The organism is Methylobacterium symbioticum, assembly GCF_902141845.1.
In the GTDB taxonomy this organism is placed as follows: Bacteria; Pseudomonadota; Alphaproteobacteria; order Rhizobiales; family Beijerinckiaceae; genus Methylobacterium; species Methylobacterium symbioticum.
On sequence record NZ_CABFPH010000004.1, the window covers coordinates 60,392 to 72,756 of the forward strand.

The 12,365-nt window shown below is 69.9% G+C and carries 13 protein-coding genes; 4 read left to right on the forward strand and 9 right to left on the reverse strand.

The genetic code is table 11. From position 1 onward, the window contains the following. Window positions 1–16 precede the first annotated feature (16 nt). Both MET9862_RS02740 and MET9862_RS29135 read left to right on the forward strand, forming a co-directional pair. A complete protein-coding gene (locus MET9862_RS02740; RefSeq protein ID WP_438616590.1) occupies window positions 17–712 on the forward strand; it encodes a type 1 glutamine amidotransferase domain-containing protein in 696 nt (231 codons plus the stop codon). A 68-nt stretch (window positions 713–780) separates the two neighbouring features. Then, a complete protein-coding gene (locus tag MET9862_RS29135) occupies window positions 781–984 on the forward strand; it encodes a hypothetical protein (protein WP_185156728.1) in 204 nt (67 codons plus the stop codon). Window positions 985–1,101: 117 nt separating this feature from the next. Here MET9862_RS29135 and MET9862_RS02750 read toward each other — a convergent pair whose 3' ends face one another. Further along, window positions 1,102–1,464, reverse strand: a complete 363-nt coding sequence (locus MET9862_RS02750) for an ArsR/SmtB family transcription factor (protein WP_185156729.1) — start codon at window positions 1,462–1,464, stop codon at window positions 1,102–1,104. 182 nt (window positions 1,465–1,646) lie between these two features. Between MET9862_RS02750 and MET9862_RS02755 the strand changes: the two genes are divergently transcribed. After that, the gene (locus tag MET9862_RS02755) at window positions 1,647–2,795 is read left to right on the forward strand and encodes an MFS transporter (RefSeq protein WP_244612530.1); all 1,149 of its coding nucleotides are present in this window, start codon (window positions 1,647–1,649) and stop codon (window positions 2,793–2,795) included. A gap of 83 nt (window positions 2,796–2,878) precedes the next feature. Here the strand turns inward: MET9862_RS02755 and MET9862_RS02760 are convergent, their stop codons facing one another. From MET9862_RS02760 to MET9862_RS02795, 8 genes are all read right to left on the reverse strand, one after another. After that, window positions 2,879–3,475, reverse strand: coding sequence for a hypothetical protein (locus MET9862_RS02760; RefSeq protein ID WP_142581582.1), 597 nt, complete (start codon window positions 3,473–3,475; stop codon window positions 2,879–2,881). Between the two features lie 159 nt (window positions 3,476–3,634). Further along, entirely contained in the window at window positions 3,635–4,846 is a 1,212-nt protein-coding gene (locus MET9862_RS02765; protein WP_142581583.1) for an amidohydrolase family protein, read from the reverse strand. A gap of 88 nt (window positions 4,847–4,934) precedes the next feature. Continuing rightward, entirely contained in the window at window positions 4,935–5,471 is a 537-nt protein-coding gene (locus MET9862_RS02770; protein ID WP_142581584.1) for a MarR family winged helix-turn-helix transcriptional regulator, read from the reverse strand. Window position 5,472: 1 nt separating this feature from the next. Next, complete coding sequence (locus tag MET9862_RS02775; RefSeq protein WP_142581642.1) at window positions 5,473–6,159, reverse strand: cysteine hydrolase family protein; 687 nt, start codon at window positions 6,157–6,159, stop codon at window positions 5,473–5,475. 204 nt (window positions 6,160–6,363) lie between these two features. Further along, the gene (locus tag MET9862_RS02780) at window positions 6,364–7,272 is read right to left on the reverse strand and encodes a SphA family protein (protein WP_185156730.1); all 909 of its coding nucleotides are present in this window, start codon (window positions 7,270–7,272) and stop codon (window positions 6,364–6,366) included. 868 nt (window positions 7,273–8,140) lie between these two features. After that, on the reverse strand, window positions 8,141–9,574 hold the full coding sequence (locus MET9862_RS02785; protein WP_142581586.1) for an NAD-dependent succinate-semialdehyde dehydrogenase: 1,434 nt from the start codon (window positions 9,572–9,574) through the stop codon (window positions 8,141–8,143). An 86-nt stretch (window positions 9,575–9,660) separates the two neighbouring features. After that, window positions 9,661–10,245 carry an amino acid synthesis family protein gene (locus tag MET9862_RS02790; protein WP_142581587.1) on the reverse strand — a complete coding sequence of 195 codons (585 nt, stop codon included), beginning with the start codon at window positions 10,243–10,245 and terminating at the stop codon, window positions 9,661–9,663. Continuing rightward, complete coding sequence (locus MET9862_RS02795; protein ID WP_142581588.1) at window positions 10,242–10,826, reverse strand: amino acid synthesis family protein; 585 nt, start codon at window positions 10,824–10,826, stop codon at window positions 10,242–10,244. The genes MET9862_RS02790 and MET9862_RS02795 overlap by 4 nt, the downstream gene beginning before the upstream one ends. 341 nt (window positions 10,827–11,167) lie before the next feature. Here MET9862_RS02795 and MET9862_RS02800 point away from each other — a divergent pair, with 341 nt between their 5' ends. Beyond that, on the forward strand, window positions 11,168–12,358 hold the full coding sequence (locus MET9862_RS02800; RefSeq protein WP_142581589.1) for a substrate-binding protein: 1,191 nt from the start codon (window positions 11,168–11,170) through the stop codon (window positions 12,356–12,358). Window positions 12,359–12,365 lie beyond the last annotated feature (7 nt).

The window sequence follows — 12,365 nt, forward strand, 5'->3', positions numbered from 1 at the left end:
AGCAAGAAGCGATGCGGTGGCCCAATCCAACATTCTGATGATCACCACCTCGGCCGCGACGCTACGCGGCCCGGACAAGCCGACCGGTCTCTGGTTCGAGGAACTGGCGTCGCCCTATTACGCCTTCGTGGAGGCGGGCGCGTCGGTGACGCTGGCGTCGATCGCCGGCGGCCCGGTGCCGATCGATCCGCGCTCGGTCAAGCCGAAGGGCGAGAACGAGGCGAGCGTCGATCGCTTCCTGGACGATGCAGCGGCATCCTGCGCGCTGGCCGCGACGCCCGCCGTGGCCGGCATCGACGTCACGGCCTACGACGCGGTGTTTCTGCCGGGCGGCCATGGCACGATGGTCGACCTGCCGGAGAGCGCGGAACTGGCCGCGCTGCTCGGCACCGCATGGGCTGAGGGCAAGGTGGTCGCCGCCGTCTGCCACGGGCCCGCCGGGCTGGTGAACGTCAAGGACCAAGCCGGCGCCCCGCTGGTGAAGGGCCGCCGCGTGACTGGCTTCTCCGACAGCGAGGAGCGCGCGGTGGGTTTGGACGCGTCCGTGCCGTTCCTGCTCGAAACTCGGCTACGCGAACTCGGTGGACTCTACGACAGCGCCGCCGACTTCCACCCCTTCGCCGTCGCCGATGGCCGGCTCGTCACCGGCCAGAATCCCGCCTCCTCGGCGCTGACCGCCAAGCTGGTGCTCGAAGCGCTCGCCGGGCGTTGAGCGGCCGCGAGCGCGTCGACCGCCAGACGCACCCGGAGCGGCAGGTGTGGCGTCTGAGGCCGGAGCGCATGGCTGTCGAAGACATGAGCGGGCAGATGATCGAGAATCGTCGCGGGCCGCCCTGCCGCGGGGACAGCGAGGTGGTCCGCGCCGTGGACGCCGACCGGATCGAGCCGGTGATCGACCGGCGCTCCCCGCTCGACAGGCTGCCGGTGGCGCTCGACCCCCTCGACCGCGGTCCCTTCGGCAACATCGAGATCGAGGTCCGCTGACGGGCGACCAGCTTTGGAAACGGATCCGTGGACATGCGCGAGCACGTCGGCGGCATGGCCCATGCGACCGATGCGGAACGGCCGTGGCAACTGTCGCCCGGTCTCGCCCGGATCGGGTCATGACGACAGGTCCGGCCGCCACGCCCTCACCAGATCGAGCAGGCCGGGGAAGCGGGCATCGAGGTCTTCGGTGCGCACGCGGCTGCGCCGCTCCAGGCCGTATTGCCGCTGCCGGATCAGGCCCGCCTCGCGCAGCGCCTTGAAGTGGTGCGTCAGCGAGGATTTCGGGCGCTCGAAGCCGAACCAGCCGCAGGGGTGGTCGTAAGCCTCAGACTCCAGAAGCAGCTTGCGGATGATGGTCAGCCGCAGCGGATCGGCCAGCGCCGCCAGGACGATCTCCAGGCGCAGCTCTCCCGCATCCGGCTCGGCCAGCGGCAGTGGCAGGTCGGCAGGCACGGACGCGATGCTGGGTGCGAGCATGGCAGCCGTCATAGCATGCCTGTACGATTTTTGTCGAACATAGCTGTACGAGTCTCATCGAACCTTCTAAGTACGAATCAACTCGTACAGCCATGCGGAGGTTGCCCGTGTCGTCTCCCGGTTCGGCCTTTGCCGCCCGTCCTCTCTCCTGTTCGGTCACCGATCCGCCGTGGCGGATGTGGATGGCTGCCTGGATCGTCACCGCAGTCTTCGTTCTCTCCAATTCCGCGACGCCGCTCTATGTGCGCTGGCAGGACGCGATCGGGTTCTCGTCGGCCACGCTGACCGCCATCTTCGCCTCCTATATTCTGGGCCTGCTGCTGACCCTGTTGGTCGCGGGGCAACTCTCCGATCGCTACGGGCGGCGGCCTGTCCTCATCCCGGGCCTCGCGGCGGCGATCGTCGCCTGTCTGCTCTTCGCCGGCGCGCATTCCGTGCCCATGCTGATCGCTGCGCGTTTCCTGTCGGGCGTCGCCGTCGGCGTCGTGGTGTCGGCGGGCATGGCAGCGGTCGTCGATCTCGGCGGCCCGGATCGCAAGCGGCAAGCCGCTCTGGTCGCGTCCATCGCGATGGTCCTCGGGGCCGGCCTGGGACCGCTGATCGCCGGCAGCCTCGCCCTGGCGATGGAACGGCCGGTGGTTCCGACCTTCGCGGTCGAACTCGTCGTGCTGCTGACCGCGCTCGTCGCGGTCCTCATCCTGCCGCTGAAGCATCGCGGCGCGCGTACCGATGCCGGCTGGCACCCTCATCTGCCGGCCGTCCCGCGCGCCAATCACCGGCATCTGCATCTCGGCATCGCCGTCTTCGGGCCTGGTATCACGGCGACCTCCTTCGTGTTGGCACTCGGCCCGTCGCTGCTGTCGCGCCTGCTCGGCGTCACCAGCCCGCTGATCGCCGGAGGGATGGCCTGCGCCATGTTCCTGACGGCGACCGGCGTCCAGTTCGCCGCCCGCCAACTCTCCGTGCGCACCATCTTCCTCTGCGGGGCGACGGCGACGATCCTCTCCATGGGCGGGATCACCCTGGCCGTGGCATCATCCAATGCCGCCGTCCTGATCGTTGCGGCCCTTCTCGCCGGCTCCGGCCAGGGCCTCGGCCAACTCGGCGGCCTGACGCTGATCGGCCTTCATGTGCCCGGCAACCATCGCGCCGAAGCCAACGCGGTCCTCAATATCGGCGGCTACGTCCCCGCCGGGCTGATGCCGGTCGGGACCGGCATCGCCATCGACCAAGCCGGCCTCTCCCTCGGCGCGACGCTGTTTGCGGCCGCGCTCGCCTGTATCGCCGGCCTCGGCGGCCTGACCGTCATCCGCAATCTCGGGACCGATTGAGGGGCAGATGCGCCGAAGCGCAGGCGCATCCCGCGGCTCGTCAAGCGGCAGGCCGTGCGGGAGGCCGCTGTCGGCGGCAATCGCTACATCGCCGACGCGCTCGCGCGCGTCGAGGGCTGACCGGGACGGTCTTCGGCCTCCGCGCGCGCCGCCTCCACCTGCCGTTTGACGAGCCGCAGGATGCGCCTGCGGATCAGGCCGCTCGCTGGGCGGATGGCGATCCAATAGGCCAGCAGCTTGAGCCGCGTGGCACGGTCGGGGGCATGGATGCGGGTCCGGGTTGTCAGCCGCGTCCGTCCGTCGGGGAGCGCCTCCGTCTCGAAGCTCATCGCGAGCTTGGCGATGCCCGGCGTGTCGAACCGGACAAAGGCCGCGCCGTCATCGACCGGCACCAAGCCGAAATCGAGCCGCCAGAACCGGCCGACCAGGCCGTACACGGTCTCGCTCGCCGAGCGTTCGAGCAGCGTGAAAGTCTGCAGCCCGAAGCGCGCCGGCCCCACGCGTCGATCCGTCAGCCGTCCGGGAAGTTCGCGCAGGGCGATCAGGCCCGCGATGAACCGGTCGTCCCGCGGCTCCAGCCTCGCCAGGACGGCGTGGATGGCGGCGGCCGTGCCCGCGACCACGGTCACGTGCCGCTCGGCGAACTGGTGCCGCGGCAGGTACTTGGACAGCAGCGACACGTTCGCTTCCTCCCGCGGATGCCCCATGGCGCGGATTGCCCCTCGGCATTCCACAGATGGGCTTACGATTCCATGCCGGCGAGCACGTCCTTCAGGTCTGTGGAAAGAGCCCGAACGCTTCAGACTCGATCCGTCCCACCCCATTCCGGGACCAAACACCTAAACTGTCTGGGCCAGCATTGCGGTCGATGGCGTCCTTTCGGCTGGGGGGGTGTTGCGGCTTCGCGTGGTTCGCGTCACGCCGTCGATCAACACCATGCTGATGCCCGGGATGTTCCCGAGCGCCACGCTGTCCCGGAAGGTCGTGCCGGCGCCGCCCGCGGCGCGATCCATGACGATCAGGTCGGCGGCACGGCCGGGCTCGATCAGGCCGCGGTCGGACAGCTTGCGCACGCGGGCGACGTTGCCGGTCGCGAAGCAGACGATCGTCTCCACGGGGATGTCGCTCAGCGAGGCCAGCATGGTGATCATCCGCAGGATGCCGAGCGGCTGCGCGCCCGAGCCCGCCGGGCCGTCCGTGCCGAGGAGGATGCGGTCGAGCGCGCCGCGCCGGGCGGCCCGTTCGAGCACGTGGAGACCGGCGCGCAGATTGCCGTTGTGGACGATCTCGAGGGCCTGATCGCTCTCGTCGACGATGCGGTCGAGCTCCGCGAAGGGCAGCGCGGTCGGGCCGCCATTGATGTGGGCCGCGATGTCGGCATCCACCGCGATCACCGTATCGGCCCCGATCCGGCTGGAGCCGGGAATGGACGGGCCGCCCGTATGCGTCATGGAGGTCATCCCCTGGGCGCGGGCCCAGGCGATCATCTGCCGCCCGCGCGGGCCGTCGTTGATGCCGCCGAGGCCGATCTCGCCGATGATCGAGACCCCCGCCGCGGCCAATTCGCGGAAATCCTCTTCCGTGAAGCCCGGCTCGAGGACCGGCGCGCCCGCGATGACCTTCACGCCGCCCGGCCGGAAGTTGGCGTAGCTGCGCTGCGCGGCGATCGCCAGGGCCTTGATGCCCACGCGGTCGCGCGGCCGGCCCGGATAATGCGCCTCTCCGGCCGAGATCATGGTGGTCACGCCGCCATGCATGCTCGCCTCGATCCAGCCGAGCTGATTCTGGCGCGGCGTCCAGTCCCCCGCGGTCGTGTGGACGTGGTTGTCGATGAGGCCCGGCGCGACGACCATGCCGCAGGCATCGGTCACCGTGTGGACGCCGCCCAGATCGACAGTGTCGGCCGTGCCGACCGCCTTGATGAGGCCGTCCTCGATCAGGATCGTATCGGCGTCGAGAACCGGCCGCGCGATGTCGCCGCTGAGAAGCAGGCCGATATTGCGGATCGCGATCCGGCCCTGTTGCCGGATCTCCGCGCTGGGCGCAGCCATGGCTCGTCCTTCAGGTCGTCGAGAGGGGGGGCGGGGACGCATGCGCGAGATCCGCCGGGGAGGATATCGGTCGGGCGCGGGCGCGCCGCTAAAGAGGAGTCTCGTCGCTCGCGATGCGCTCGAGCAGCGCGAGGAAGACCTTCTGCTCGCTCGGCTTGAGCGGGCTGAGCAGCCGTCGGCCGACCTCCAGGCTGCGCTCCAGGCGCTCGGCGGTGTAGCGCAGCCCCGCATCGGTCAGCCGGATGATCGCGAGCCGCTGATCCGACTTGGAGGCGCTGCGCGAGATCAGGCCGTCCTTGACGAGCTTGCGCACCACGAGGCTGGTGGTCGACGGGTCCATCGCGGTCAGCCGGCCGAGATGGTTCTGGGAGATCTCGCCGTGCTTCAGGATGGTGGCGAGCGCGGCGAACTGCGTCGGGGACAACGTCTCCCCCGCCATCACCTGCTGGAAGCAGGATGTCGCACGCTGATGGACGCGGCGCACCACATGGGCGGGATGGCGCTCCAGGTCGTAGCCGACCTTCGCGAAGACCGCCAAGGCCTCCTCGCGCTGGCTGGGCTCCGCCGGCTCCGGGGCGCGCGGAGCGTTCACGGACGGCCCGTCCGCCTTGGAATCGGCGGGCATGTCAGGCCGCCAGATCGGTGCGGTTGCCGATCTCGGCCCCGCTCACCAGGGCCTGCGCGACGGTGGCGGCGTCGCTCACCACGCCGAAGTGGGTCGCGATGTCGTAGAGGGAGCTCGCCTGCTCGCGCGGCCCGGTCGCCGCGCAGGCATCCTCGGGCACGACGATCTCGTAGCCGAGAAAGAACGCGTCATGGACGGTCGAGCGGACGCAGATATTGGTCACGACCCCCATCACGATCAATTGGTCGACGAGCATGTCCTTCATCGTCACGTCGAGGTCGGTGCCGAAGAAGGCCGAGTAGCGGTGCTTGACGACGTGGATCTCGTCGTCGCGCGCCTCCAGATCCGCGATGATCTCGACGCCCCAGGTGCCCTCGACGCAGTGCGGCGTGCGCTTCAGCCACTCGCGGTCGCGGCGCAGGTTGCGGCGATGGGAATCGTGCACCCAGACCACCGGCGCGCCGACGGAGCGGGCCGCCGCGATGATCGCGCGCTGAGGCCCGAGGAGGCGCTCGTAGCCCGGCAGGACCATCGCGCCGCCCGGCTTGCAGAAGTCGTTGCACATATCGACCACGACCACCGCCGTCCGGGCCGCGTCGAGGCGGACGGTCTCCCGCAGACGGTTGGCGGAGAACACGTCGTCCTGGGAGGGCCCGGCCCGGTCCGGCAGCGGCTCGGCATCTCGCATCTCGACCAAGGCGGCCTCCCTTACGCGGCTTGAGATCGTTCGTACACATACAAACTCGATCGGCCGGAAGTCAAGGATCGCTGTCCCAATCCTCGCAGCGGCCCTGCCTCCCGCGAGCCGGCGACGCGCCCTTAGCGGGCTCGGCCTCCGCCCGCGGCCCCGCGGGATCCGGCACGGCCCCCGCGGGGCCGCGCCGGATGGCCGTTAGGGAACCTTGCGGTCCGGCAGGGTGACCGGCGGAGCCTGGGGCGCCGCCGAGAAGGGGTTGCCGAGCGGCACGGAGACCCGCAGCCAGGCGATGTTGGCGGCCGCCCCGTTCCGCGTCCGGATATTGTGGTCGTACCAGGCCGAGAGCGCGAAGCTTCCGAAATCGTAGGCGATGTAGGGACCGAGGGCGAACTGCTCGATCTTCTTGCCGCGTCCGTTATAGAGCGAGGCCGGCACCACGGCGCCGTTGAGGCGGTCGGGCCCGAACTGGTTGACGTAGTATCCCTGCATCCCGACCGTCCAGGGGCCGAACGACTTCGTCGCGGTGAAGTCGACCCCGTAGACGTCGCCGGACTGGTAGTTCGTCGCGTCGTTCTTGGTGTTCAGGTTGAGTTCCAGCCGCGCCGTGAGGTTCCAGCCGTCGCGCAGATAGCTGGCGGCGATGGTGGGAGCCCAGGAATAGAACCCGTTACCGCTCGAGGTTCCGTTGAGGCGGAAGGTCCCGGTCGGCAGGTAGACGGACAGGCCGGTGCTGACGAAAAAGCTGTCCGTCAGAGCCCAGGACAGGTTGAGCGGGCTGAGGAAGGTGTTGAACGCGCCGACCGCGCCGGTCTTGCGCCCGAAGATGTTGTTCGAGCTGGTGCTGACGCCCTGCGAGACCAGGAAGCTGTAATCGGCTCCGAGCAGCTTCACGCCGGGGACGACGAGGAAGGTGGGAATGGTCTCGAAGACGTTGACCCGCAGCGGGTTATCCTGCCCGGCATTGTTGGTCAGCCGGGATTGCCAGTAGTAGTTCGTCAGCGAGACGTAGATGCCCGCCGGGGCAGCCGCGCCGACCGGGATGCCGCTGGTCGCGCCGGGGAGAACCGGGGTGGCGAACTCAGCCGCCGAAGCCGCGGTCGACAACAGACCGGCCGCAATCGTAAGCGACCGAACAACAGATTTCCAACGCGCCCCCATTCTGCCCTCCTCTATGTCCATGGAACATCGTGTCCGCACGTGCGCATACGCACCTGCAGCCTGATCCCGGCTGGGATTTCGTCTTTGAATACTGATTTCGGCTTGAGGCTTGATCAGTTCAAAGCGGATACCGAGCGAGCCGATCGGAAGTGATCGGGGCTCTGCGCCGCGGGGCTCGCACCGAGGATCGGATCCCGTCGCGATCGGTTCCCAGCGTGCCGGGCGCCTCTCGGCTCGGCCACGCTCGCACTGATCGCCGAGCCTCCCCGTAGATTAAGAGCGTATCCGTTGCGGAGTCAATCGCGAATTGACTATTCATTGTGCGTCGCGTGCCCAAATTGAAGGTTTGGCATAGATTTCGTGATATGGAAACCGATTTCGGTGCGCCCGAAAAAAGCTCAAACGGGAAGAGGGGCGGCGCCGCCCCGCAAGCTTGCGTACCGGGCCCGGACGAATACGTCCGGCTTACTGATCTTGTGCGGCGTCCGAGCGGCGACGACAGCCGCCATCCCGAAGGGACCGAGCGGATGCCGACGAGGCTCGACCGGCCCGGACCGGTGTCGTGACGCGCCCGCCCCCGCGCCGGGGCAGGGTTCGAGGACGGGCGCCCTAGGGCCGGCCTCGGTCGCGCTGGATCGCGGCCGGCCCTAAGCTGTTGTCTTTGGTGCTCTTGCTTTCGCCGAACCGGTCTTCATTCCGGCAGAAAGCGTTCTGAGAGCGCCCTCCGCCGACGTGAAGACCGGTTCGGCGAAGGAGAGCGCGGCAAAACAAGGACTGAGAGCCGTTCCCGGTTGCGACGCGATCGGGAACGGCTCTACGTCGCCGTGGTGACGAACCGGGTGGTGAGGTAGCCTTCGAGGGCTTCCGGCCCGCCCTCGCTGCCATGGCCCGAATCGCCCACGCCACCGAAGGGCGTCTCGGGCAGACCCAGTCCGTGGTGGTTGATGCCGAGCATCCCGCAGGCGAGGTCGGCGCCCAGGCGGGCCGCGCTCCGCGCGGAGCGGGTATAGGCATAGGCCGCGAGGCCATAGGGCAGCCGGTTGGCCTCGCTCAAAGCCTCGTCCAGATCGGAGAAGGGCGCGACCGTCGCGACCGGGCCGAACGGCTCCTCGTTGAGGATGCGGGCGTGCGTCGGCACCTCGGTGAGGACGGTCGGCGCCAGGAAGCTGCCCCGGCCCGGCGGACGGGTCCCGCCCGTCACGATCCGGCCCCCGGCGGCCTCGGCATCGGCGATCAGCTCTTCCACCGCGAGACGGCGGCGCTCATGGATCAGCGGCCCCATCTGCGTGGCCTCGTCGAGCCCGTCGCCGAGCGTGATCGCGGCGGCCCGGGCGGCGAAGCGCTCGACGAACGCGGTATAGACCGGGCGTTCCACGAGGATGCGCGTCGGCGCCACGCAGACCTGGCCGGCATTGCGGAACTTGTTGGCGGCGAGGATCTCGACCGCCCGCTCCAGATCCGCATCGGCGCAGACGATCGCCGGCGCGTGCCCGCCGAGCTCCATCGTCGCCCGCTTCATGTGGGTGCCGGCCAGCGTGGCGAGCAGCTTGCCGACCGAGGTCGAGCCGGTGAACGAGATCTTCGCGATCTCGGGCGCAGCGATCAGATGGGCCGAGATCGGGGGCGGATCGCCGTAGAGCAGGCCGAGCGCGTCGCCCGGCACGCCCGCGTCGAGCAGCGCCCGCACGAGTTCGGCACAGCTCGCCGGCGTCTCCTCGGGCCCCTTGAGGATCACCGTGCAGCCGACGCACAGGGCGGCCGCGACCTTGCGCACCGCCTGGTTGATCGGGAAGTTCCAGGGCGTGAAGGCGGCGACCGGCCCGACCGGGTGGCGGGTGACGACCTGCACCACGCCGTCCGTGCGGGCCGGGATCACGCGGCCATAGGCGCGCCGCCCCTCCTCGGCGAACCAGTCGAGGATATCCGCCGCCGCCAGGGTCTCGATCCGAGCCTCGCGCAGGGGCTTGCCCTGCTCCAGGGTCATCAGGCGGGCGATCGGGCCGACGCGGTCGCGCAGGAGCTCGGCCGCCCGGCGCAGGCGGCGCCCGCGCTCCAGGGCCGGGACGGCCCGCCAGGCCGGGAAGCCCCGCGCCGCGGCCTCCAGCGCCCGGTCGATATCGTCCAGCGTGGCCTTGGCCACCTCGCCGATCACCACCCCGGTCGCCGGGTTGACGACCGGGATCCCCTCGCGGCTCTCCGCCGGGATCCAGGTGCCGCCGATCTGCAAGCCCGTATTCGGATAGGCCATGGCCGTCATCGTCCTGCCCGCACCCCTCGGGTGGGTGGGCGTGTTGCGGGAGAGGGACGGCCTGCCGCAGGTCGTCCCGATCCTGTTCAGGTCAGGCCGTCGGCGCCCGTGACCTGATCGGTCCGCAGGCCGCCCACGCGCGGATGCGGCCGGCCGCCATCGGTGACGGCGACGGCGACCACGATCTCGTCCTCGCGCGGGGCGTCGGGCACGAGGACCTCCATGCCGTCGAAATGGCTGCGGACCTTGGCCGCCTCCGTGTGGCCGAGCGGGATGTCGAAGGCCGCGCCGGGCCGGCCCCGCTTCTTCGAGGACGGGATCAGGGCCGCCCCCTTGCCGAGCACCTGGCGGAACGGGGTGCCGAGCGTCGAATGCAGCAGGGCGGCCGCGTGTTCCAGCTCGCCCTCGGCGCCGACGAGGGCGGCCTTGCCGAAGCTCTGCACCGCCGAGGCAGGCAGGCCGAGGGCAGCGACCGCCCGTTCCGGCAGGAGGCGGCCGAGCTCCGTCCCGAGCGCCATCAGATCGGAGAGATCCTCGACGTAGCGTCCCGCATGCGGGTTGCGGATCACCGCCAGCGCGGCGCAGCGCCGGGAGGGCGTCTCGACCGGGCGGCCGCCCTCCAGCAGCGTCTCCTCGACGATGGTGACGAGGCGGCGAAGGGGCCCGCTCATCGCAGGCCGTCCTTGCCCTCGACGGCGGAGGCCGCCAGCCCCCCGGCCCGGTTGTGGATGCGGGCCCCCGTCGTCATGGCGAGGACCACCACCAGCTCGTTCGCCCGGGGCGCATCGTTGATGCCGACCTCCATGGCGTCGAAATGGCTGCGGACGTAGGAGGCATCCTTGTGCGCGATCGGGATGTCGATGCGCGTCCCCGGGGCACCGACCTTCTTGGCGGAGGGGACGATCGCCTTGGCGCCGCCGAGCGCCTCCCGCATGGCGTAGCCTCCGGGGGCGTGCCAGAGGGCCGCGTGCTCGACCTCGCCGGCCGCGCCGACGATGGCGCCCTTGCCATAGGCCTCGATGCGTTCGGGCGCCCCGCCGAGGGCCTCGATCAGCCGCTCCGCCATCGCGAGGCCGAGCGGCTCCAAGTCCGTCATGAAGGGTGCGATCTCGTCCACGTAGCGGCCCGCGAACGGGTTCTCGATGACCGCCAGGATCGCGCCGCGGCGATGGGGCGTGGCGGCGGGAGGCCCGTTCTCGTGGAACACCTCGTCCACGATGGTCACGAACTTGCGAACGCTCGGCGCTGCCATGTCACTGCCTTCCGTCGGCGATTCATTCGTGTACCAACAAAATCCCTTGTCAGAAATCTGTCAAGCCGGCCGCCGCGGATGAGCCTTAGGTCCTCCGTGGTAAGGCGGCTTTCGGCCGGTTGACAGATTGTTTGACCACTCATAATCTCGTTCGAGCATCAACGAGTTTGGTGCGCCGGATCCGGGCTGCGGGGCACATCGCGGACCGGTTGCGGGAGCGACGATCGAACCGACGTCGCCGGGCTGGGCGGGATGGGTCGCCGAGAGCGTCGCGCCTCAGGCGCGGTCGCGGCCGAACCGCCCGAGCCCCGCGCGTCTGTCAGGCACCAGGGGGACGGACAATGAGCATTCTCTCTTCCGCGCGTCGGCCGTTATCCCGGCGCGGCTTCCTGGCCGGGGGTGCCGGCGCAGTCGCTCTCGGTCTCGGCCGGCCTCATCTGGCGCGTGCGGCCGAGCCGATCCGGGTCGGCATCCTGCAGCCCCTCTCCGGCGGACTCGAGGTCCTCGGCACGCAGGGCGCGCAAGGGGCCGAGCTCGCGCTCCTGGAGGCCAACGAGGCGGGCGGCGTGCTGGGCGGCCGTCCCTTCGAGATCGTCCGGGCCGACGACCGGACCGATCCGAAGACGGCGGTGGAGCGGACGCTCGAGCTGATCCGCCGGAACGAGGTGGCCGCCATCGTCGGGCCGGTGACCAGCGCCAACCGCGACGCGATCCTGCCCACGGTGCGGCGCTTCCAGTCCCTTCTCCTCTACGCGACCGATTACGAGGGCGGCGTCTGCGACCCGCGCGTGTTCTGCTACAGCGCCCTGCCGGCGCATTGGGTCAACCCGCTGGTGCCCTACGCCCTCTCCAATCTCGGCAAGGCCTTCTATCTGCTCGGGTCCGACTACGTCTGGCCGCAGAAGATGAACGCCGCCTTCCGGGCTGAGGCCGAGAAGGCCGGCGGCCGCATCCTCGGCGAGGAATACGCGCCCTGGGGCGCGAAGGACTACGCGGCGACGCTGCGCAAGATCGAAAGCTCCGGTGCGGAGGTCGTGGTCGTCTCCATCGTCGGGGCGGACGCGGTCACCTTCGTCAAGCAGTTCGCGGCCGCGGGGCTCAACAAGCGGATCCGGATGATCTTCTTCGGATTCGGCGAGAACTACATGGCCGGCCTGTCCGCTGCGGAATCGGAGGGCATCGTCGCCCCGTCCGACTTCGTGCAGACGCTCGACAAGCCGGAGGCGCGGGCCTTCGTCGCCAAGGTGCGGGCGCGCTACGGGGCGGGGACCGTCGTCTCCAACACCGTGGACGCGCACTACACGCTGACGCGCTTCTTCATCGAGGGCGTGAAGCGGGCCGGCAGCGTCGACCGTCAGGCTGTCGCGAAGGCGATGGTCGGCCACCCGCTCACATCGGGCAACGGCGAGGTGGTGCTGCGCGAATCCGACCGGCACGCGGACCTCAACGTCCTGATCGTGCTGGCGCAGGCCGGAACGCTCAAGGTCGTCAAGGATCTAGGCCGCATCCAAGCCCCCAGCCAGTGCGGCTGAGGGGCCG